This window comes from Micromonospora sp. NPDC049529, from assembly GCF_055586685.1.
In genome coordinates, this window is sequence record NZ_JBVJHT010000003.1 from 71,812 (window position 1) to 94,760 (window position 22,949).

At 72.5% G+C, this 22,949-nt stretch carries 17 protein-coding genes; 16 read left to right on the top strand and 1 reads right to left on the bottom strand.

Going from position 1 to position 22,949, the window contains the following annotated elements; genetic code table 11:
• Positions 1-67 precede the first annotated feature (67 nt).
• Positions 68-1,870 (bottom strand): alkaline phosphatase D family protein, encoded by a 1,803-nt coding sequence (locus ACZ6QQ_RS05550; RefSeq protein WP_465874643.1) that lies wholly within the window; start codon positions 1,868-1,870, stop codon positions 68-70.
• A 243-nt stretch (positions 1,871-2,113) separates the two neighbouring features.
• Here ACZ6QQ_RS05550 and ftsY point away from each other — a divergent pair, with 243 nt between their 5' ends.
• From ftsY to ACZ6QQ_RS05630, 16 genes are all read left to right on the top strand, one after another.
• Complete coding sequence (ftsY, locus tag ACZ6QQ_RS05555; protein WP_465874644.1) at positions 2,114-3,310, top strand: signal recognition particle-docking protein FtsY; 1,197 nt, start codon at positions 2,114-2,116, stop codon at positions 3,308-3,310.
• A gap of 5 nt (positions 3,311-3,315) precedes the next feature.
• Entirely contained in the window at positions 3,316-4,146 is an 831-nt protein-coding gene (locus ACZ6QQ_RS05560; protein ID WP_465874645.1) for an aminoglycoside phosphotransferase family protein, read from the top strand.
• Between the two features lie 291 nt (positions 4,147-4,437).
• Positions 4,438-5,832, top strand: coding sequence for an ammonium transporter (locus tag ACZ6QQ_RS05565; protein WP_465874646.1), 1,395 nt, complete (start codon positions 4,438-4,440; stop codon positions 5,830-5,832).
• A 25-nt stretch (positions 5,833-5,857) separates the two neighbouring features.
• Positions 5,858-6,196: a P-II family nitrogen regulator gene (locus ACZ6QQ_RS05570; protein WP_173041812.1), complete on the top strand. Its 339-nt coding sequence runs from the start codon at positions 5,858-5,860 to the stop codon at positions 6,194-6,196.
• 10 nt (positions 6,197-6,206) lie between these two features.
• Positions 6,207-8,480 carry a [protein-PII] uridylyltransferase gene (locus ACZ6QQ_RS05575; RefSeq protein ID WP_465874647.1) on the top strand — a complete coding sequence of 758 codons (2,274 nt, stop codon included), beginning with the start codon at positions 6,207-6,209 and terminating at the stop codon, positions 8,478-8,480.
• Between the two features lie 166 nt (positions 8,481-8,646).
• Entirely contained in the window at positions 8,647-9,585 is a 939-nt protein-coding gene (locus ACZ6QQ_RS05580; RefSeq protein ID WP_465874648.1) for an ABC transporter ATP-binding protein, read from the top strand.
• Positions 9,572-10,465, top strand: a complete 894-nt coding sequence (locus ACZ6QQ_RS05585; protein WP_465874649.1) for an ABC transporter permease — start codon at positions 9,572-9,574, stop codon at positions 10,463-10,465. The genes ACZ6QQ_RS05580 and ACZ6QQ_RS05585 overlap by 14 nt, the downstream gene beginning before the upstream one ends.
• A gap of 4 nt (positions 10,466-10,469) precedes the next feature.
• Positions 10,470-11,684, top strand: coding sequence for a sensor histidine kinase (locus tag ACZ6QQ_RS05590; protein WP_465874650.1), 1,215 nt, complete (start codon positions 10,470-10,472; stop codon positions 11,682-11,684).
• Positions 11,681-12,358 carry a response regulator gene (locus ACZ6QQ_RS05595; RefSeq protein ID WP_465874651.1) on the top strand — a complete coding sequence of 226 codons (678 nt, stop codon included), beginning with the start codon at positions 11,681-11,683 and terminating at the stop codon, positions 12,356-12,358. Before ACZ6QQ_RS05590 ends, ACZ6QQ_RS05595 begins: the two co-directional genes overlap by 4 nt.
• Positions 12,359-12,496: 138 nt before the next feature.
• Positions 12,497-14,053 carry a signal recognition particle protein gene (ffh, locus tag ACZ6QQ_RS05600; RefSeq protein WP_465874652.1) on the top strand — a complete coding sequence of 519 codons (1,557 nt, stop codon included), beginning with the start codon at positions 12,497-12,499 and terminating at the stop codon, positions 14,051-14,053.
• Positions 14,050-15,153, top strand: a complete 1,104-nt coding sequence (locus ACZ6QQ_RS05605; RefSeq protein WP_465874653.1) for an amidohydrolase family protein — start codon at positions 14,050-14,052, stop codon at positions 15,151-15,153. The genes ffh and ACZ6QQ_RS05605 overlap by 4 nt, the downstream gene beginning before the upstream one ends.
• A 134-nt stretch (positions 15,154-15,287) precedes the next feature.
• The gene (proS, locus tag ACZ6QQ_RS05610; protein ID WP_465874654.1) at positions 15,288-16,694 is read left to right on the top strand and encodes a proline--tRNA ligase; all 1,407 of its coding nucleotides are present in this window, start codon (positions 15,288-15,290) and stop codon (positions 16,692-16,694) included.
• Positions 16,695-16,785: 91 nt separating this feature from the next.
• A complete protein-coding gene (locus ACZ6QQ_RS05615) occupies positions 16,786-17,406 on the top strand; it encodes a ribonuclease FAU-1 family protein (RefSeq protein ID WP_465875024.1) in 621 nt (206 codons plus the stop codon).
• Between the two features lie 136 nt (positions 17,407-17,542).
• The gene (locus ACZ6QQ_RS05620) at positions 17,543-18,109 is read left to right on the top strand and encodes a hypothetical protein (RefSeq protein ID WP_465874655.1); all 567 of its coding nucleotides are present in this window, start codon (positions 17,543-17,545) and stop codon (positions 18,107-18,109) included.
• A gap of 15 nt (positions 18,110-18,124) precedes the next feature.
• A complete protein-coding gene (locus tag ACZ6QQ_RS05625; RefSeq protein WP_465874656.1) occupies positions 18,125-21,844 on the top strand; it encodes a PKD domain-containing protein in 3,720 nt (1,239 codons plus the stop codon).
• Between the two features lie 108 nt (positions 21,845-21,952).
• Positions 21,953-22,948 carry a polyprenyl synthetase family protein gene (locus ACZ6QQ_RS05630; protein ID WP_465874657.1) on the top strand — a complete coding sequence of 332 codons (996 nt, stop codon included), beginning with the start codon at positions 21,953-21,955 and terminating at the stop codon, positions 22,946-22,948.
• Position 22,949 lies beyond the last annotated feature (1 nt).

Genomic DNA, 22,949 nt, shown 5'->3' on the forward strand with positions numbered 1-22,949 from the left:
GATGACGACGCTCGCGACCGGGGTGGCTGCGACCGCGATCGGGGTGACCCTGCCACCCGTGGTCAGCCTACGACCGTGGTGGCGGGGTGGCAGGCAACGGTCGGGTCTGGTTGGTGAGGTGCTGGTGGCCGACGAGCCGCAGCACACCGTCCTTGCCGGTGCCCTCGATCACCACCTCGGCCGCCCGGCCGGTGTGCCGCAGGCTGCTGATCGCGTTGCCGAAGTACGGGCCGGTCAGCCGCCGCCAGCGCACGCCCGGTCGGCGTACCCCGGCGGAGCGGGCCATCGCCCGTGCCACCGCGCTTGGCCCGGCCCACCAGCCCACCTTCAGCAGCGGGCGCATGAAGGCGGGCACCTGGTTGTGGATCGGCGAGCAGGTCAGCTGGTGTACGGGGGTGCGCACCTCGTCGGTGAACCGGGCCCGGGCGACGTACGAGTGGTGCACGTCGCCGGAGAGCACGCTGATCGAGGCGGGTGCCGGGTACGCCGGACCGGCCCCGACCGGCGCCGGAGCGTCTCCGCTGTCGGCGTGCGACCCGTTGGTCCCGTTCGTGCCGAGTCGGGCGAAGAGCGCGGCCAGGGACTCGAACGAGCGGTCGAAGGCGGCCCAGTGTTCCAGGTCGAAGGCCCGGCGCAGCCGCTCGGCGAGGTCGGCCACCCTCGGGCGGTGGGAGTCGGCCAGCCGTTCGTTCCACGACTCGACGTGGTGTACGGCCGGCGGCAGCAGCCAGGGCAGCGACGACCCGACGACCAGGTGGTCGTACCGGCCGTGGGCCCGGTCGACGAACCAGGCCCACTCCTCCGGCGAGAGCATCGAGCGGCGGGACCGGTCCAGCACCCGGCCGCACCGGTTGTCCAGCATCACCAGTCGGGTCCGGCCGATGTCGAGGCCGTAGCTCCACTGGTAGCGCCCGACCCGGACCGGTCCGCCCAGCGGGTCGCCGCCCGCCACGCCCGCCGGGGACTGGCTGGTCGCGGCCTCGGAGACGTGTGCGTCCACCTGGGCGCCGAACTCGCGCAGCACCGAGGTGGCGTCCTGCGCGGCGACGACTTTGCTGTAGACCGGGTCGGCCGCGACCTCGTCCGGGTCCAGGTTGCCCAGGTGCTGGTAGACCCAGTAGGAGGCGATGCCGCTGGCGATCCGCTCGTTCCACCAGGGCTGCTCGCCCACCTCCGCCCGCCAGCGCGCCGAGGTGTTCCAGTCGTCGATGATCTCGTGGTCGTCGAACATCATCACGCTCGGCACGGTCGAGAACAGCCAGCGGATCTCCGGATCGCGCCAGGACTCCAGGTAGAGCTTGGTGTACTCGTCGAAGCTGACCACCTGGTCGGCCGGGGCGCCGTGCGGGCGGTGCCGGCGTCGGCTGAGCAGCTTGCGGACCGTCGGGGAGGTCTGGTCGGCGTACACCTGGTCGCCGAGCAGCACCATCAGGTCGGGTAGGTCGGCCGCCGCGTCGGCGCTGGCCATCAACCGCCGGGCGTACGCGTCGAGGGCGTCCGGCGGCAGTCGGCGGGCGGTGGAGTGCTGGGTGGTCTCCCGGCACGAGCCGAAGATCAGGTGGACCGGTTCGGTGTCGTCGTCGGCCCGGGTACGGATCAGGCTCGGCGGGTACGTCGACTCCGGCGCGGGCCAGACCCGCTCGTCGTCCAGGAACACCTCGTACGGTTCGGCGCTGCCCGGGGTCAGCCCCTCGACCACCACCAGGGCGTAGTGGTGGTCGAAGGCGGTGAAGGTGGCGGCCGTACCCCCGGCGCCGGACGCGGTCGTGACCCGGGCCACGGCCGGTGAGCTCGTCTCCACCCAGACCGTTGCTCGGGTGCCGACAATCCGGCGCAGCAGTGGACCGATCAGCAACCGGCTTTCCGGCATCGTGGAACCTCCGAGGGGTGGGTGGACCCATCCTTCCTACCCGGCGGGTCCGGCCGCCATCCCGGTTTCCCGGCAGGGCGAAGGTGATCTCCATCGCGTAGGTCCGGTGATCCCCGGCGGCCGGGTCCATGGGTCTTTGGCGGCCCGGTCGATGGGTCTCCGGTGTCCGGGTCCATGGGTCTCCGGTGGCCGGTAGGGAGCGGCGGCTGGGCCGGCGTCGCCGGCATCTGTCAGGATTCCCGCATGGAATACCTCGTTCTCGCGCTGATCCTGCTAGGTGTGCTGCTGCTCGGCACGGTCGGCCTGGTGGTGCCGCGACTGCGTCGGCGACCCGAGCCGCCGTTGCCGGAGACGAGTGTGCGGACCGCCCCGACCGAGGTGGTCGCCCCACCGGAGGCGCCGACGGCACAACCGCAGGTCACCGACACGGTGACCGCGCCGCCGCCCGCACCGGTGGCGCCGCCGGCCGAACCCGCGCCGACGCTGGAGCGCCCGGAGCCGACCGCCGGCCGGCTGGTCCGGCTGCGCGCCCGGCTGGCCCGGTCGCAGAACGTGTTCGGCAAGGGCCTGCTCGGTCTGCTCAGCCGGGACCACCTGGACGAGGAGGTCTGGGAGGAGATCGAGGACGCCCTGATCACCGCCGACGTCGGGGTGGACGCCACCCGCGAGATCGTGGGCCGGTTGCGGGAGCGGACCGCCGTGCTCGGCACCCGTACGGCGCGGGACCTGCGCACCCTGCTCGCGGTCGAGCTGGTCAACGCGCTCGATCCGGGGATGGACCGGTCACTGCGGGCCACCGCGCACGACGGCACCCCCGGTGTGGTGCTGGTCGTCGGGGTCAACGGCGCCGGCAAGACCACCACCTGCGGCAAGATCGCCCGGGTGCTGGTCGCGGACGGCCGTACGGTGCTGCTCGGTGCCGCGGACACGTTCCGGGCCGCCGCTGCCGAGCAGCTCACCACCTGGGGGAGCCGGGTGGGTGCCGAGGTGGTCCGGGGACCGGAGGGAGCCGACCCGGCGAGTGTGGCGTTCGACGCGGTCCGTCGCGGTATCGACCTCGGGGTGGACACCGTGCTGATCGACACCGCCGGGCGGTTGCAGAACAAGGTCGGCCTGATGGACGAGCTGGGCAAGGTCAAGCGGGTGGTGGAGAAGCACGGCCCGGTCGACGAGACGCTGCTCGTACTCGACGCCACCACCGGGCAGAACGGGCTGGAGCAGGCCCGTGTCTTCATGGAGGTGGTCGACGTGACCGGGGTGGTGCTGACCAAGCTCGACGGCACCGCCAAGGGCGGGATCGTGATCGCCGTACAGCGCAAGCTTGGCCTGCCGGTCAAGCTGGTCGGGCTCGGTGAGGGCCCGGACGACCTGGCCCCGTTCGATCCGGCGCAGTTCGTCGACGCGTTGATCGGCACCGATCCGCTGGGCGCCGAGGCGTAACCTCGGTGGCCTACCGTGAACCGCCGCCGCGCATCGGGAGACCGTACGTGACTTCGCAGGAGATCCCACTGCACGGCGGGAACGTGAGCACCGTCGTACGGGTCGGTGACACCGTCCGGCGCAACGCCGGTCCGTGGACCCCGTCGGTGCACGCCCTGCTGCGCCACCTGGAGTACGTCGGCTTCACCGGCTCGCCGCGCGCGCTCGGGATGGACGAGCGCAACCGGGAGGTGCTGTCGTACCTGGAGGGGGAGTGCGGTGAGTACCCGCTGGCCCCGCACTGGGTCACCGACGAGGCGCTGGTGACCGTCGCCACGATGCTGCGGATGTTTCACGACGCCCAGTACGGCTTCTCCCCGGTCACCGGCGCGGTCTGGCGTTCGTTCGGGCCGCCGCCGCCGGACACCGAGGTGATCTGCCACCACGACGCCGCCCCGCACAACGTGATCTGGCGGCCGGACGGCACGCTCGCGCTGATCGACTTCGACCTGGCCTCACCGGGTGCCCGGATCTACGACGTGGCGTACGCGGCCTGGACCTGGGTGCCGCTCTTCTCCGACCGGGACTCGTACACGCTGGGCTGGAAGCGGCCGAACCGCCCCCGCCGGCTGCGGCTGTTCGCCGACGCGTACGGTCTGATCCCACGGGACCGGCACCGACTGGTGCGGACCATCCGCAAGCGGATCGTCGACCACGTCGAGGGGATCCGCCGGATGGCGGCGGCGGGTGAGCCGGCGTTCGTGCGGATCGTGCACAAGGGGCACCTGCGTCGCCCCATGCGGGATCTTCGGTTGCTCGACTACGAGCGCCACACGCTGGAGTACGCGCTCCGCTGACCCGTGTCGCTTTCCGTATACCTCCGGCGGCCCTTTCGGCTGATATGCCCCCACCCGTTCTATCGACTGTGAGACTTTCTTCACACGTACGAAACAACTGGTCACGCCCCGGAAACGCGGTGGGGACCCTGGGTGAAACAGCCGGCCGGGAAGCTTCCGCCCAACCGGCGCACGGGCGGCGCTGCCCCTGGGTCGGTGGAAGTTTCGGCTCGGGCGGCGAGGGCAGCGGGGCAGGGCCCAGGCACGAATCGGAGCTTTCGAGGGGAGGAAACTCACTTTTAGGAGGCCAGCGTGCCTGAAGCACCGACGATCGACGGCGCCAACACTACGTGGCTGCTGGTTTCGACGGCGCTCGTGCTGCTCATGACACCCGGTCTGGCGCTGTTCTACGGCGGCCTGAACCGGTCCAAGGGCGTACTGAACATGATGATGATGAGCTTCTCGGCTATCGGGCTCATCTCGATTCTGTGGTGGTTCTACGGATTCAGCGTCGCCTTCGGGACCGACGTGAACGGGTTCTGGGGCGATCCCGGTGCCTACCTCGGTACCAAGACCTTCCTCGCCGAGACCGACCTCTGGGGCGCTACTGCGGAGAACCCCAGCGGCATCGGCGTTCCGCTCTACGTCTTCATGGCCTTCCAGATGGTCTTCGCGGTGATCACCGTCGCGCTGATCAGCGGTGCCATCTCCGACCGGGCCAAGTTCGGCGGCTGGCTGCTCTTCGCCTTCGGCTGGGCCACCCTGGTCTACTTCCCGGTCGCCCACTGGGTGTGGGGCGGCGGCATCATCGGCGGTGACATCCACGCGCTCGACTTCGCCGGTGGTACGGCCGTGCACATCAACGCCGGTGCGGCGGCACTCGCCGTGGCCCTGGTACTCGGCAAGCGGCTCGGCTGGCCCAAGGAGGGCATGAAGCCGCACAACATCCCGCTGGTCGCGCTCGGTGCCGGCCTGCTCTGGTTCGGCTGGTTCGGCTTCAACGCCGGCTCGGAGCTGACCGTCGACTCGGTCGCCGGTCTGGCCTTCATCAACACCCAGCTCGCCACCGCCGCCGCCGTCCTGGGCTGGATCGTGGTCGAGTGGATCAAGGACGGCAAGCCGACCATGGTCGGTGCCTCCTCCGGTGCCATCGCCGGTCTGGTCGCGATCACCCCGGCCTGTGGGTTCATCGCCCCCTGGGCGTCCGTGCTGCTCGGCATCGTCGCCGGCATCGTCTGCGCCCTCGCGGTCAGCCTGAAGTACAAGCTCGGCTTCGACGACTCGCTCGACGTGGTCGGCGTGCACTTCGTCGGCGGTTGGATCGGGTCGCTCTGGCTCGGCCTGTTCGCCACCAACTCGGTCAACGCCGCGATCACCGACGTCGTCGGCGGCTCCGACGGTCTGTTCTACGGTGGTGGCGCGACCCAGCTCGGTCGTCAGGCACTCGCCGGCCTTATCGTCACGGTCTGGTCGTTCGCCGTCGCCTGGGTGCTGGCCTTCGTGATCGAGAAGACCATCGGCTTCCGGGTCAAGCCCGAGGCAGAGGTCGACGGCATCGACATCGCGGAGCACGCCGAGGCGGGCTACGACCTCTCCACCGGTGGCGGCACCGGCAGTGGCGGAGCGTTCGCCATGGCCGGGATCGGCACCCCCGGCAACACCGCGGCCGAGCCGGCCGCTCCGGTCAGCGAAAAGGTCGCCGGTTAACGTTCCTGTGATGGAGGGGTTGGACATGAAGCTGGTGACCGCGGTCATCAAGCCGTACCAGCTGGACGCGGTGAAGGAGGCCCTGCACGCCCTCGGCGTGGCCGGCCTGACCGTCAGCGAGGTCCAGGGCTACGGACGGCAGAAGGGCCACACCGAGGTGTACCGGGGTGCCGAGTACACGGTGGAGTTCCTGCCGAAGATCCGGGTCGAGGTGCTGACCGACGAGATCGACGTCGAGAAGGTCGTCGACGCGGTGGTCACGGCGGCCCGTACGGGCAAGATCGGTGACGGCAAGGTATGGGTCACGGCCGTGGAGGATGTCGTCCGCGTCCGGACCGGTGAGCGCGGCCTCGACGCGCTCTGAGCATATGGCGATGACCAGGGGAACACCGCCGGCAGTCGGACTGACCGACGACGGAACACCACTGCTCACCGCCGGGATCGGCGCCGCCGCACGGGAACAGCGTGCGGCGGCGCTCGACGCCTGGCTGGTGACACTGATGCCGGCGGTACCAGCCGGGGTGGCGCTGGTCGCCGTCGGTGGCCTCGGCCGCCGGCAGCTGTCCCCGTACAGCGATCTCGACCTGGTGCTGGTGCACGACGGCGTGCCCGGCATGGACGAGGTCGCCGCCGCGCTCTGGTACCCGATCTGGGACGCCCGGCTCGGCCTGGATCACTCGGTCCGCACCATCCCCGAGGCGCTCTCCGTGGCGCACGACGACGTCAAGGTCGCCCTCGGGCTGCTCGACGCCCGGCACGTCGCCGGTGACGAGTCACTCAGCAACCGGCTGATCACCGCCGCCGGGGACCAGTGGCGGCAGACCGCCGTCCGGCAGCTGCCGATGCTGCACGAGGTCACCGCCGCCCGCTGGAAGGCGCACGGCGAGCTCGCCTTCCTGCTCGAAGGCGACCTCAAGGAGGCCGCCGGCGGGTTGCGCGACGTGGGCCTGCTGCGCGCCATCGCGTACGCCGGGATCAGCGACGCCCTGCGACCCGCCGTACGCGCCGCCCACCTGCGGCTGCTCGACACCCGCGACGCGCTGCACGTCTCCCGGGGACGGCGGGTCGACCGCCTGGTCGCGCAGGAGCGGGCCGCCGTGGCCACCCTGCTCGGGCTCGACGACGGCGACGCTGTGCTGCGCCGGGTGGCCGGCGACGCCCGTACGATCAGCCACGCCCTCGCCGACGCGTTCCGGGCCGCCGACCGGCTGCGCAGCGGACGGTTGCGCGGCCCCGACAACCGGGGCGCCGACGGTCGGCTGCTGCGCCGCCCGGTCGCCCGCGACGTGGTCGAACACGACGGCGAACTCGTCCTGGCCCGGACCGCGATCGGCGCCCGACCCGATCCCAGCCTGTCGCTGCGGGTCGCCGCAGCCGCGGCCAGCACCGGCCTGCCGATCGCCCGCGCCACCTGCGAGTGGCTCGCCGCCTACTGCCCGCCGCTGCCGACCCCGTGGCCGACCTCGGCCCGCGCCGCCCTGATCACCCTGCTCGGCGCCGGCCCCGGCCTGGTCACCACCTGGGAAACCTGCGACCGGTACGGGCTGATCGACGGCTGGCTGCCCGAATGGCCCCGGCTGCGTAGCCTGCCGCAGCACAACCCGGTGCACCGGTTCACCCTGGACCGGCACCTGGTGCAGGCCGCCGCCGAGGCGACCGCGTACGCCCGCGAGGTGGACCGACCCGACCTGTTGCTGCTCGCCGCGTTCCTGCACGACGTCGGCAAGGGCCTGCCCGGCGACCACAGCACCGTCGGCGCCCCGATCGCCGCGACGATCGCCGCCCGGATCGGCCTGCCGCCGGCCGAGGTCGACCTGATCGGGAAACTGGTCCGGCTGCACCTGCTGCTGCCCGAGGTGGCGACTCGCCGGGACCTGCGCGACCCGGTGACCATCTCGAAGGTCGCCGAGGCGGTCGGCGACAGTCACACCCTCAGCCTGCTGCACGGGCTCGCCCGCGCGGACGCCCACGCCACCGGCCCGGCCGCCTGGTCGGACTGGAAGGGCCGGCTGATCGCCGAACTGGTCGGCAGGGTGCACACCGCGCTCGACACCGGCGAGCTGCCCGACCCGCCGACCCCGGATCCGGCGCTGCTGGAGGGGCCGCTGCCGGCCGTACACCTGGACGGGGCGCGGGTGGCGGTGGCCGCCGCCGACCGGCGCGGCCTGCTCGCCGCGGTCGCCGGTTGCCTGGCCCTGCACCGGCTCGAAGTGCTCTCCGCCGACGCCAGCACGGTGGCCGACCGGGGACTGGTCGAGTTCCAGGTCCAGCCCCGGTACGGCATCCCGCCCGACCCGATCGCGCTCACCGCCGACCTACGCCGCGCCGTCACCGGCGACGTGTCGGTGATCCAGCGGGTACGCGGCCGTGCGCTGGCCAGCCGGGGTGGCGGGGCGGCGCCGAAGGTGGTCTGGCACCGGGCGGCGGCCACCGACGCCGTGGTGCTGGAACTGCGCGCTGCCGACTCCGGTGGCCTGCTCTACCGGGTCACCAGCGCCCTCGACGAGGCCGGTGCCCTGGTCCGCGCCGCCAGAATCTCCACCCTCGGCGGCGACGTGGTGGACGCCTTCTACCTGGTAGGCGACTACTCCGACGAGACCGAACGCGACCGCGTCGAAGCCGCCGTCCTCTCCGCCGTCACCCCCTGAGGTCCTCTGGCGCTTCCTGTAGAGAAAGAGGCGTTATTCGCGCCCCGATAGGCCCTTTTTCTCTACAACAGGCGCCAGCCGAGGTGGGGGCGTACGTCCCCTGACGTACGGGGGGTGTCGCTTGGGGGGCGATGGCGGGGGGCGTGGGGCGGAACATCGTGGGGGCATGAATGTTTCCGATGGCGGTGAGCTCGTCCGCACGGTCGGGCTGACCAAGCGGTACGGCGGTCGTACCGTCGTGGACGCGGTCGATCTGAGCGTCCGGGCCGGCGAGGTGTACGGCTTCCTCGGCCCGAACGGCGCCGGCAAGACCACCACTCTGCGGATGCTGCTGGGGCTCATCCGACCCACCGCCGGCACGGTACGGCTGCTCGGCCGCGCGCCCGGCAGCCGGGATCCGCTCGCCGGGGTCGGGGCGATGATCGAGGGACCGGCGTTCTATCCGTACCTGTCCGGGCGGGAGAACCTGAAGGTGCTGGCCCGCTACGCACGCCTGCCACTGGGCCGGGTCGACGCGGTGCTGGACACGGTCGACCTCACCGACCGGGCCGGTGACCGGTACGCCGGCTACTCCCTCGGCATGAAACAGCGGCTCGGTGTCGCCGGTGCACTGCTCAAGCAGCCCCGGCTGCTGATCCTGGACGAGCCGACCAACGGGCTCGACCCGGCCGGCATGGCCGACATGCGGGCGCTGATCCGGCAACTCGGTGACGACGGCTGCACGGTACTGCTCTCCAGTCACCTGCTCGGTGAGGTGCAGCAGCTCTGCGACCGGGTCGGGGTGATCGCCGACGGCCGGTTGGTCGCCGAGAACACGGTGACCCAACTGCTCGGTACGCCCGGGCTGCGGGTCCGGGCCGAACCGCTCGACCTGGCCGCAGACCGGGCCCGGAGCCTGCTCGGGGCGGACCGCGTACGGATCACCGACGACGGTCTCGACCTGACCGTGGATCCGGAGCGGGCCGCCTGGCTGAACGCGGAGCTGGTCGGCGCCGGGGTGGCGGTCAGCGAGCTGCGCCGGCACGAGCGCGACCTGGAACAGGTCTTCTTCGAACTGACCAAGGGTGAACTCAGCAGGGGGGAACTGGCCGATGTCAACCGCTGAACTGGCCGCGACGGGCCCGCGGATCGGCGGCGAGCGGGCGATGTCGACCGGTGCCGCCGTCGCCGGGGTGGTACGGGCCGAGACGGTGAAGCTGGTCCGCCGGCCCGCCACCTGGCTGCTGCTCGCCATCACGCTGGTGCTGAGCCTGCTCTTCACCTACCTGGTTCCGTACGCGGGCTACGCCGGGGAGACCGGCGGCTTCCGGGCGGACCTGGGGCTGGCCGCGTTGCTGCCGGACCGGCTCGTCGGGAACTCGATCGGGGGGCTGCCGGTGTTCCTCGGCGCGATCATGGTGATCCTCGGCGTGCTGACCATCGGCGGTGAGTACGGCTGGGGCACCTGGAAGACCCTGCTCACCCAGGGCCCGTCCCGGCTGGCGGTCTACACCGGCAAGCTGGTCACCCTGGCCGTGGCGACGCTCGCCACGGTCCTGGCCGTGTACGCCGTGGGGGCGGTGACCAGTGCGCTCATCGCCACCGCCGAGAACCAGCCGATCCACTGGCCGGGGCTGGGTGACCTGTGCACCGGGATCGGCGCCGGTTGGCTGATCGCCGGTGTCTGGGCGGCCTTCGGCGGTCTGCTTGCGATCGGGCTGCGCGGGGTGGCACTGCCGGTCGGGCTCGGCCTGGTCTGGCTGTTGGCCGTACAGAACCTGCTGGCGGTGGTGGCCGCGCCACTGATCGGCTGGGTCGCCGACCTCCAGCAGGGTTTGCCCGGACCGAACGCCGGATCGCTGGTGGCCGCGCTCGGCGCGAACCCCGAGACGCCGGGTGTGCAGCTGGTGGTGTCGGGTGGGCAGGCGGCTGCCGTACTCGCCGTCTATCTGGTCGGGTTCGTCCTGCTCGGCGGTGCGTACCTGCGTCGTCGTGACATCCTCTGATCCGATGGACCCGACAGAGCCGATGGACCCGACAGAGCCGGTGGACCCGACAGTGCCGAGGTCGGATGTCGCCGTACCGCGACGTCCGGGGTCCCGGTCGGAGCTGGTCCGGGTGCTGCTGCCGGATCTGGCGTTGGCGGTCGGGCTGTTCGGCATCGGCCTGCTCGGCACCGGCCCCGCCGGGGACAACCAGGACGGTACGACGGCGGTCGGCGGATGGACGTACGCCCTGGTCGGGGTGGCCGCGTTCGCCCTGGTGGCACGCCGTTACCGGCCGGCGTCGACGCTCGGGATCGTGACCGTGGTGGTCGCCGGTTACCTGGTGCTCGGTTTCCCGTACGGGCCGATCCTGATCAGCTACCTGGTGGCGGTCTACACCGTGGCGACGTACCTGCCGATCAGGCGGGCGGCGACACTGGTCGCCGGCTCGCTGGTGCTGCTGCTGACGCACGTGTTCGTGTCGCTGGGACCGCCGCCGGGCCTGCTCGGACTGGTGCCGGCGGCCACCCTGGGGGTGGTGCCGTTCGCCTTGGGCGCGACGATGCGGATCAACCGGGAGTCGGTCGCCCGGGTCCGGACCGAGCAGGCCCGGCGACTGGCCGACGACGAGCGGCTGCGGATCGCCCAGGAGGTGCACGACGTGGTCGGACACGGACTCGCCGCGATCAACCTCCAGGCGGAGATCGCGCTGCACCTGCTGCCCCGGCAGCCGGAGCAGGCGGAAACCGCGCTGGCCGCGATCAGCCGGACCAGCAAGGAGGCCCTGGACGAGCTGCGGGTCACGCTCGCGGTGGTGCGTATCGACGGGGACCGTACCCCGGTGCCCGGACTGGGGCGGGTGGAGGAACTGCGGGCCCGTTCGGCGGCGGCCGGGTTGCCGGTCACGGTCGAGGTGAGCGGCGCCGCGCGGGAGTTGCCGGCCGCGGTCGACCTGGCCGCGTACCGGGTGGTGCAGGAGTCGTTGACCAATGTGCTGCGGCACGCGGGGGCGGCGACCACGGTGGTCCGGGTCGAGTACCGCCCGACGGAGGTGACGGTGGAGGTGACCGACAGCGGGCCGACCGGGCCGGGTCCGGGTGCGGCCGGGCCGGGGGCCGGGCACGGGCTGGCCGGGATGCGCGAGCGGGTCACCGCCCTCGGCGGCGACCTGAGCACCGGGCCGCGTTCCGGCGGCGGCTTCCGGGTGTACGCACGCCTCCCGGCGGAGCCCCGCCGATGAGCGCCCCGGTGGCCCGGCCGATCCGGGTGCTGGTCGCCGACGACCAGGAGTTGGTCCGGCTCGGGCTGTGCACGCTGGTGCGCAGCGAACCCGACCTGCGGTTGGTCGGTGAGGCGGCCGACGGGCTCCGGGCGGTGGCGCTCGCCGCCGAGCAGCGACCGGACGTGGTGCTGATGGACGTACGGATGCCCGGGATCGACGGGATCGAGGCGACCCGGCGGATCGTCGCGGACCCGGCCCTGTCCGGTACGCGGGTGATTGTGCTGACCACGTTCGAGCTGGACGAGTACGTCTTCGACGCGTTGCGTCACGGCGCCAGCGGCTTCCTGACCAAGGACACCAAGCCGGCCGAACTGCTCCGGGCGGTCCGGCTGGTCGCCGCCGGGGAGGCCCTGCTGTCGCCCTCGGTCACCCGCCGGGTGGTACGCGAGTTCGCCACCCGCCCGTCGCGGGTGTTGAAGCCGCATCCGCGGTTGGCGACGCTGACCGAGCGGGAGCGGGAGATCGTCGGGCTGGTCGGTGAGGGGTTGAGCAACGACGAGATCGCGACCCGGTTGGTGGTCAGCCCGGCTACCGCCCGTACCCATGTCAGCCGGGCGATGGTGAAGCTCGGCGCCCGCGATCGGGCCCAACTCGTCGTGTACGCGTACCAGTCCGGGCTGGTCGATCCGTGAGACGACCCGGCGGTGATCGGCGGCCGGTGGCAGCGACGCGGCGGCCGGGGTGCCGGGCGGCTACCCTAGCGTTGGCCGGAAGTGTCGCTGCCGGTCCGAGTCCTGCTCGCGGAAACTAGACAAACGGGATGTTGCGCCGTGTTTGACACCTTGAGTGACCGCCTCTCCGGGATCTTCACCAAGCTCCGTGGAAAGGGTCGGCTCACCGACGCCGACATCGACGCCACCGCCCGGGAGATCCGGCTGGCGTTGCTGGAGGCCGACGTCGCGCTGCCCGTCGTCAAGTCCTTCATCGCGAACCTCAAGGAACGGGCCCGCGGCGCCGAGGTCTCCCAGGCGCTCAACCCCGCCCAGCAGGTCATCAAGATCGTGCACGAGGAGCTGGTCGCGGTCCTCGGCGGCGAGGGCCGGCGACTCCAGTTCGCCAAGAACCCGCCGACCGTGATCATGCTCGCCGGTCTCCAGGGTTCCGGTAAGACCACGCTCGCCGGCAAGCTCGCCCGCTGGCTCAAGGCCCAGGGGCACCAGCCGATGCTGGTCGCCGCCGACCTCCAGCGGCCGAACGCGGTCGGCCAGTTGCAGGTGCTCGGGGGCAGGGCCGGCGTCGAGGTCTACGCCCCGGAGCCGGGCAACGGCGTCGGCGACCCGGTGCAGGTGGCCAAGGCGTCGATCGAACACGCCAAGCGCTCCGCCCGCGACATCGTCATCGTCGACACCGCCGGCCGGCTCGGCATCGACGCCGAGATGATGGCGCAGGCCGCCTCGATCCGGGACGCGGTCGACCCGGACGAGGTCATCTTCGTGATCGACGCCATGGTGGGTCAGGACGCCGTACGGACCGCCGAGGCGTTCCGCGACGGCGTCGGCATCACCGGTGTGGTCCTCTCCAAGCTCGACGGTGACGCCCGAGGCGGTGCGGCGCTGTCCGTACGCGAGGTCACCGGACAGCCGATCCTGTTCGCCTCCACCGGGGAGAAGCTGGAGGACTTCGACGTCTTCCACCCGGACCGGATGGCCAGCCGGATCCTCGGCATGGGCGACATGCTCACTCTGATCGAGCAGGCCGAGCAGGCCTTCGACTCCGATCAGAAGGAGAAGATGACCGCCAAGCTGATGGGCGGCGAGCAGTTCACCCTGGAGGACTTCCTCGACCAGCTCATCGCCGTACGGCGGATGGGTCCGATCGCCAACGTGCTGGCCATGATGCCCGGCATGGGGCAGATGAAGGACCAGTTGGCCGACCTCGACGACAGCCACTTCGACCGGGTCACCGCGATCATCCGGGGCATGACGCCGGGCGAGCGCAGCAACCCGAAGATCATCAACGGTTCCCGTCGGCTCCGGATCGCCAACGGCTCCGGGGTCACCGTGATGGACGTCAACCAGCTGCTCAACCGCTTCACCGAAGCACAGAAGATGATGAAGCAGATGGGCGGCATGATGGGTCTGCCCGGCGGCGGCCGGCGCAAGGCGACCAAGTCGCCGAAGAACAAGCGCAAGGGCACCAAGGGCGGCAACCGGCCCCGCGTCGGCGGTCCCGCCGGAGGTTTCCCCGGTGGCGGTGCCGGCTTCCCCGGCATGCCGCAACTGCCGCCGGGACTGGACCCGGGTGCCGGGCAGGGCCTGCCGCCCGGCTTCAAGCTGCCGAAAATCGACTTCAACAAGCTCACCAAGCGGCCCGACGACAACAAGTGAGCCCGGCCGTGGCGCCGGAGCCGGCGCTGCACGTACGCGGGGTGCTGCTCCCCGACGACGAGGTACGAGACCTGTGGCTGGTCGGCGACCGGGTGACGTACGAGCCGGTGGCCGGGGCGGTGACCGTCGCCGAGCGCGGGTTCGTGCTGCCCGGACTCGTCGACGCGCACTGCCACATCGGCATCGCCCCGACCGGGCGGCCGATCACGGGGTTGGACGAGGCCCGCGCGCTCGCCGTACCGGACCGGGAGGCGGGGGTGCTGGCGATCCGCGACGCCGGTTCGCCGTACCCGTATCCGGAGTTGGACGACGAACCGGGACTGCCGCGACTGGCCCGCGCCGGCCGGCACATCGCGCCACCGAGGCGGTATCTGCGCGACATCGCGGCCGAGGTGCCGGCGACCGCGTTGCGGGCGGCCGTGGCCGAGCAGGCCCGCGCCGGCAACGGCTGGGTGAAGCTGGTCGGTGACTGGATCGACCGGGACGCCGGGGACCTGGCGCCGACCTGGGACGAGGCCAGCCTGACCGGCGCCGTCGAGGCCGCGCACGCCGCCGGGGTACGCGCGGCCGTGCACACCTTCTCCGAGTCCGCCGTCGAGATCATGGTGCGGGCCGGGGTGGACTCGGTCGAGCACGGCACCGGGCTGAGCGTGGACCTGGTCGACGAGATGGCCCGGCGGGGCACCGCACTCGTCCCCACGATGATCAACATTGACACCTTCGGCGGCATCGCCGAGCTGGCCGCCGAGCGTTTCCCCGGCTACGCCAAGCACATGCTCGCCCTGCGCGACGGTTTTCCCGAGGTGGTCCGGGCGGCCTACGAGGCCGGGGTGCCGATCTACGTCGGCACCGACGCCGGGGGCGGCATAGCACACGGACTCGCCGCCCAGGAGATGCTGCTGCTGCACGAGCGGGCCGGCATGTCCACCCTGGACGTCCTCGCCGCCGGCTCCTGGGGCGCCAGACAATGGCTCGGCTTCCCCGGCCTCATCGAAGGCGGCCTAGCCGACCTGACTATCTACAACACCGACCCCCGCACCGACCTCCAGGTCCTCCTGGCCCCCCACCGCATCATCCTCCGCGGCCGGGTCGTCCGCTGACGCGTTGATCATGAAGTTAGCGCATCCGGAGAAGATCGAAATTGCGCTAACTTCATGATCAACGGGCTTGGGTGGGGTGGGGGGTGGGTGGGGGGAGGAGGAGGGGTGGTGGGGGGCGCATAGGATGTGCGGTCATGGCACGCGTGCTCACTCCCCGTGCGGAGGATTTCCCCCGCTGGTACCAGGACCTGATCGCCAAAGCTCAGCTCGCCGACAACGGGCCGGTACGCGGGACGATGGTCATCCGACCAGCGGGCTACGCCATCTGGGAGCGGATGCAGGCCGAAATGGACCTCCGGATCAAGGCGGCGGGGGCGGAGAACGCCTACTTCCCGCTCTTCATCCCGGAGTCCTACCTCAAGCGCGAGGCCGAGCACGTCGAGGGCTTCTCCCCGGAGCTGGCCGTGGTCACCCACGGTGGCGGCAAGCCGCTGGCCGAGCCGATCGTCGTACGCCCCACCAGCGAGACCGTGATCGGCGAGTTCATGGCCAAGTGGGTCGACTCGTACCGGGACCTGCCGCTGCTGCTGAACCAGTGGGCGAACGTGGTCCGCTGGGAACTGCGCCCCCGGATCTTCCTGCGGACCAGCGAGTTCCTGTGGCAGGAGGGGCACACCGCGCACGTCGACGAGGCGGACGCGCGGGCCTACGCCCGCCGCATCCTGCACGAGGTGTACGAGGACATGATGGTCAACGTACTCGGCATCCCGGTGGTCGTCGGGCGCAAGACCGCCCGCGAGCGGTTCGCCGGTGCGACCAGCACGTACACCCTCGAAGGCATGATGGGTGACGGCAAGGCGCTGCAACTGGGCACCAGTCACGAACTGGGGCAGAACTTCGCCAAGGCGTTCGACATCACGTACTCGGCGGCGACCGGCGGCATGCAGCACGCCTGGACCACCTCCTGGGGCACCTCGACCCGGATGCTCGGTGGCCTGATCATGACCCACGGTGACGACAACGGGCTGCGGGTGCCGCCCCGGCTCGCCCCGATCCAGGCGTACGTGATGGTGGTCAAGGCCGGCGACGGGGTCGGCGAGGCGGCGGCGAAGCTGCGCGACGCGCTGCGCGACGCCGGGGTCCGCGTTGCCCTCGACGAGCGGGTCGACACCCCGTTCGGCCGCCGGGCCGTCGACGCCGAACTCAAGGGCTATCCGGTACGGGTCGAGGTCGGCCCCCGCGACCTGGCCGCCGGCAACGCGGTCGTGGTCCGGCGTACGGACGGGTCGAAGACCCCGGTGGCCGTGGCCGACACGGTCGCGGCGGTGCTCGCCGCGCTCGACGCCGACCAGAAGGCGCTGCACGACGAGGCCCTCGAACTGCGCGAGTCGCGCACCTTCGAGGTGAACACCCTCGCCGAGGCGATCGAGGCGGCGGCCACCGGCTGGGCCCGGGTGCCGTGGTCGGCGATCGGGGTGGCCGGCGAGGCCGAGGCGAACGGACAGGGCGTCACCGTACGCTGCCTGGTCCGGGCGGACGGCTCGGTGCCGGACTCGGAGGACGAGCCCGACCTGGTCGCCATCCTGGCCCGCTCCTACTGACGCCCGCCGCCCGCCGACGGTGTCCACCGGTACCCGCGACGACCTGCTGACCGGGGCATCCGTGCCCCGGTTCAGCCCCGGTCGGCTGATCATGCACCGGAACGTGCGCCGGGGCCGGATCGGCTGGGCCCGGACGGCACGGGTGGTCAGCGACGACGAGCGGGGGCTGCTGGTCTGGATCGCCCGCGACGCCCCGGTGGCCAGCGAGGTCACCGTCGACGGTCGGGGCATGCGGGCGATGCCGTTCACCGAGTGGCTGACGAACTCCTACCGGCTCGCCACGGGTCTCTGGACCGGTCCGCCGCTGCTGAAGTTCCTGCCCACCGGTGCCGACCACTCGGTCTGGTTGTTCCGGGACGCCGCCGACCGGTTCACGCACTGGTACGTCAACCTCGAAGAGCACGGTGTGCGCTGGGACGACGGTGAACTGGCCGGAGTGGACGTGGTCGACCAGGACCTCGACATCGTGGTCGAGCCGGACCTGAGCTGGCGCTGGAAGGACGAGGAGGAGTTCGTCGAGCGCCTGGCCCACCCCGAGGCCTACTGGGTGCCGGACGAGGCGGCGGTCCGCGCCGAGGGGCAACGCGTGGTACGGATGATCGAGGCCGGTGAGTTCCCGTTCGACGGGACCTGGCGTGACTTCGTACCCGATCCGGGGTGGACCGTGCCGGCGTCGCTGCCGCCGGGCTGGGACCGACCCCCGGTGCACTGAGCCCGCCCCGACCGGCCGACCGGCGAGTCGGGACAAAATGGCACTACCAAGAGTGTCGTGCTCCTGACAGAAGTCGCAAAACCGCAGGTCAGAGCCCTAGGCTCCCTGCAAGTCGTTCCCCTGGTGGGAGGTCCCCGTGGCCGACCGGATCACCTCCTGGGCAGACCTGCGGGCGAGAGCGCCCGACATCCTCGCCCGGGTCAACGCCAACGCCCGGCTGGGCCGCGCCGCCGCGGCCAACCCGTTGCTCGCCATCGAGCGACTGGACTACACCATCGACCCGGAGATCAGACCGGCCCTCGCCGACCAGCTGAGGCTGGGCGCCGGCGCCGCCGGCCGCCTCGCCGACCTGCGACGGGAGGTCGCCGGTCTGGCCGGTCGGGCGGTCGACCCGGACGACACCGAGGACGTGCGGCGGCTCCTGGCCGAACTCGGCATCGTCGCGGTGGCACCGGCTCCCGTGCTGGACACCCGACCGCCGCGCTGGCGTCCCGGCGGCCCCGGACCGGATCCGCTGCGGCGCCTGCGTGACCAGCACCCGGCGCTGGCGCCGCTGCTCGACTACCGGCGGATCTCGGCCGCCCGACCCCGGTTCGCACCCGAGCGGACCTTTGTCGCGCTGCTCAACGGCGAGCGGACACCGCCGGTGACCGCCGTGGTCGCCCGGCTGCGCCGGGGTACGCCGCCGATCGCCGACCTGTAGCGCGGAGGGAGCACCATGGCCGACACCCACGGCTTCGACGTGGTGATCGCGGCGACGCCATCGGTCCTGCGCAAGGCGGTACGGGCAGCGTGGAGGGCCGCCGCGTGCGGTGACGCCGGCACCGGCGGGATTCCCGCGTTCCTGCCGATCCCGGCCGGGCGCGACCTCGGCGGTCGGACCACCGCCGGCGGCCAACTGGAGATCCCGCAGGACCGGCTCGACGCCGAACTGCTGCCCGCGACCGACGGCTGCCGGCTCCTGCTCGGGCTGGTCGTACAGGTGACCCTCGCCGACCCGCCGGTCCCGTCCGCCCGGCTGCTCGACCTGGCCGCCACCGTACGGGTGCGGGCGCCGATCGGGTTGCTGCCGGACCGTCTCGACGTGGGGATCCGGCTCGACGGGCTGCCCCGTGGCGCGGTCGACGTGGCCGTCACCGGCGCCGACCCGATCGCCGGCAAACTCGACCAGTTCCTCGCCGAGTACATCCACCTCGCGTACGAGAACGGCGCACCGGCCGGCCCGGTCCACGCCGGTGTGCCGGCGATCCCCCACGAGCGCGACGACTCCGGGCAGGTGCTCTCCGTCGGGAGCAACGGTTACCCGGTCGACACCCACCTGGAGCTGTACGACGACCAGAGCCAACCCGGCTACCGGATCGAGGTGAGCCGGCCCGACCCCGGACACGTACGGATCAGCCTCCCGACCTACCTGCGGGTGTTCCGCACCACCACGGGAGGTGCGGGGCCGGGTCTGGCCGGTCCGATCGGAGTCGAGGCGCGGGTGGAGGTCCTCGCCGAACTGGAGGCGCGGCCGGGGGCGTACACGGTGCGGTTCGACACCGCGACGATCACCGCCGGTCCGCTCGCGCCGGCACCGGGGCTGGAGGGCACCAACTACACGGTCAACAACGACACCCTGTTCGGACTCCTCGAATCCACCCTGCGTACCCGGCTCGCCGAGCAGGGACGGGAACTGGTCCAGGGCTTCGGGCCGCGTACCGTACCGGTGCCGACGGCCGAGCAGGTCGCCGCGCTGATCGGCGACCTGGTCCACACCGACCTGGCCGCCCGGGGCCAGTTGGCGCTCTGGACGCCGCAGGCCGGCGGGGAGCGCTTCGAGGCGCGCGACGTGACCACCCGGGTCCGGGCCGACGCACTCGTCATCGCGGTCAACGCCGCCGACGGCGCGGACATCGACGCGATCGACCACCCGGTCCCCGGCGGGCGGGACTTCACCATCGCGGTGGCCGGTCCGATCGTCCGGGCCGGCATCGAGGCCGCCCGCGCCGGCAACGGCTGGGCCGACGCCGACCTGCCCCGCCGGGTCGAGCGGGACGAGATCCGGGCCGACGTACGCGAACTCGACGTCGAACCGGTCGACGGGGCGATCCGGATGACCGGGGCGCTGACCGTGGTCGACGCGGTCCTCGGTTGCGTCGACGTCGACGCCGCCTTCCGGGCCGAGGTCGGCCTGTGCTGGAACCCCGACGGCGCGCTCGACCCGGACGGGATGCAGGCGATGGATGCCCGGGTGATCGGCGACCCGGACGTCGACCCGGAGGAGTCCACCGCGTTCTGGCTCGTCGCGATCATCCTGGCGGTGGTGAGCTGGGGAGCGGGCAGCATCCTGGTCGGGATCGTGATCGTGGTGGTGGCCGCCGTGGTCACCGGGATCGCCGCCGGCATCGGCAGCGCGACCCGCGTCGACCCGGTCACCGGCGCCGTCCGGGGCCTCACCGGATGGCCCCCGGAGCTGACCCGGATCGGCCGGGTCCGGGCGGTCTTCCACAACCCGATCACCATCAAGCCCGACGGGCTGCTCCTCACCGGCACCCTGGAGGTGGTCGGCTCCGGCGCGCGGACCCCGGTGCCCGCCGCCCGCAGCGGCGGCTCCTACACCGGCACCGCCGGCACCGCGCTCACCCTGACCGCCGGCCACACCGGCCCGGCCGCCGAGTACGCGTGGCGGCCCGGCGACGGCAGCCCGGCGGTGACCACCCGCGACCTCACCCACACCTACGCCTCGGGCGGCGTCTACCTGGCCACGCACTCCGTCACCGGCACCGAGCCGGGCGGCGCCACCAGCCACAGCTTCGCCCTGGTGCACGTGGCGAACGTGCCGCCGAGCGTCGACGCCGGCCCCGACCTGGTGGTCGACGAGGGGGAACTGGTCACGCTCGTCGGCCGCTTCACCGACCTCGACTGGACCGACACCCACGAGACCACCTGGAACTTCGGCGACGCGTCCCCGACCGAGCCGGGCACGGTGGTGGAGACGAACAAACCGCCCCGGTGCGAGGGGACCAGCACCGTGCGGCACGCCTGGTCCGACAACGGGATCTACGAGGTCACGCTGCGGGTCCGGGACCGCAACGGCGGCATCGCCACCGACAGCCGGCTGGTCACCGTACGGAACGTGCCGCCGACGGTGGACGCCGGACCGGACCTGTTCACGTACCCGAGGACGGTGCTCACCCTGACCGCCACGTTCAGCGATCCGGGCTGGTGCGACACCCACACCGCCACCTGGGCGTTCGGCGACTGCTCCGCACCGATCCCGGCGGTGGTGACCGAGCTGCACCAGCCTCCGGCGAGCCGGGGGAGCGCGGTCGCCGCCCACCGGTACCCGGACCGGGGCACGTTCCTGGCCCGCTGCACCGTCGCCGACGACGACGGTGGGGTGGGCGGCGACGAGGTGGTGATCCGGGCGGTCGACGTGGTCAACCGGCGCTTCGAGGACGGCTTCGCCCAGCGCGGCACCGGTGCGGTGGCGATCGGCTGGGAGCCGTACCCGCAGGCGCCGACGGTGGTGAACACCGCGCCCCGGCACACCGCCAGCAACGTCGTCGTACACGGTGGACGGCGGTCCCAGGGGCTCCAGGTCGGTGCCCGCGAACGGGTCGGGGTGTACCAGCGGATCGGCGCCAACCCGGACTGGTCCTACCAGCTCACCGCCTGGTACGACCTGGACCAGGCCCGGCCGGGAACGGCCCGGCTCGGCGTCGACCCGGCCGGCGGCGAGGACCCGGCCGCCGACACCATCGTCTGGAGCGACGGTACGGCGTCGCAGCAGTGGAGCCCGCTGACCGTACGGGTCACCGCCCGCTCCGCCGCGATCACGGTCTTCCTGGAGGCGTACCGCCCCGACGGGCGGGACCCGAGCCCCGGTGCCGAACGGGTCTGGTTCGACGACGTCGAGTTGCTGGCCGCGCAGCCGTACTGCCCGCCGGCCCCGCTGCCGCCGACCGAGGTCGGACTCGACTTCGCCGACCGGGAACGGGGCACCCAGTTCCCACCCGAGTGGACCGAGCAGGGCTTCGGCCTGCGTACGCCCGACGGTGGCGGCCGGGCGCTGGTGGCGCTGGACCCGCCGGCCGGCGGTACCGCGCTGCGGCTCGGGCTCGGCCTGGTGCTCGGGCTGCCGCGTCCGGCCGAGCGGGTCACGGTCACCCTGCTCAACGCCGGTGGGCGCCCGCTGTCGCTGGTCGCGGTCGACGCCGCCGGCAACATCCGGGACCGGGCCCAGGTGCCGCCGGCCACCCCGGCACTGCCGACCGCCGCCGTGCTGACCGGGCCGGGCATCGTCGCGGTCCGGATCGACGGCCGGGGGGTGGAGGCGTTCCTGGTCCGCTGCCGTGCCGTCCTGGAGCCACCCGTGCCGCCGGCCCCCCGGTCGCCGGGTTCCGCCGAGCTGCCCGCCATGCCGGATCCGGTCGAGCGGGGCCGGCGTGGCTGAGTCGAGGAGGTCCACCATGACCGCACACCCGGATCCGCCCCGCCGGTACGCGCCCGCCCGGCCGTCCGACCCCGGCCCGGTCGCGCCCCTGTCCACGGGGGTGGCGCGATGACGGTGCTCGGCGCGGCGACGGTCGACGACCGCTGGTTGACCAGCGCGCGTACCCGGAGCGCGCTGGCCGACCTGGACCGGCGGATGAAGGACGCGGTGGCGTCGGCCGACCCCGGCCTCTGGACCATGGCCACCACCCTGCTCGACCGGGGCGGTAAACGGATCCGGCCGGCGTTGCTGCTGGTCGCGGGGGAGTTCGGCACGTTCCGGCCGGACCGGCTGCTGGACGCGGCCGCCGCCCTAGAGCTGCTGCACCTGGCCACCCTCTACCACGACGACGTGCTCGACCGGGCCGTCACCCGCCGGCACGGGCCGACCGTCAACGCCGAGTGGGGCGACTCGGCCGCCCTGGTCACCGGCACGTTCCTGGTGGCGAGGGCGAGCGCGCTGATCGCCACGTTCGACGACGGCTACGGCCGGGAGACCGCGCGGGCGCTGGTCGAACTCTGCACCGGTCAGCTCCGGGAGACGGAGAACGCCTTCCACACCGGCCTGACCGAGGCCGAGTACCTGGAGATCATCGCCGGTAAGACGGCCACCCTGTTCGAACTCCCGTGCCGGTTGGGCGCCCGGCTGGCCGGCGCACCGGACCGGATCGTCACCGCCCTGTCCCGGTACGGCCACGACCTGGGCATCGCGTTCCAGATGGCGGACGACGCGCTGGACGTGTGGGGCAGCGCCGAGCGGCTGGGCAAGTACCCGCTCGGCGACGTCCGGGAGGGTGTCTACACGCTGTCCGTACTGCGGTTGCTGGCCCGTGCCACCCCGGCCGCCGACCGGGTACGGGAACTGCTGCGGGTCCTCGAACCCGGTGCCGCCCAACTGGCCGAGGTACGCAACCTGGTGCTCCGCTCCGGGGTGGTGGACCAGGTCCTCGGCGAGGCCCGCGAACTCGCCACCCGCGCCCGTGGGCACCTCGCCGGGCTCCCCGCCGGCCCGGCCCGGGAGTCGCTGTGGCGGCTGGCCGACCACGCCATCGCCCGGGCCGGTTGAG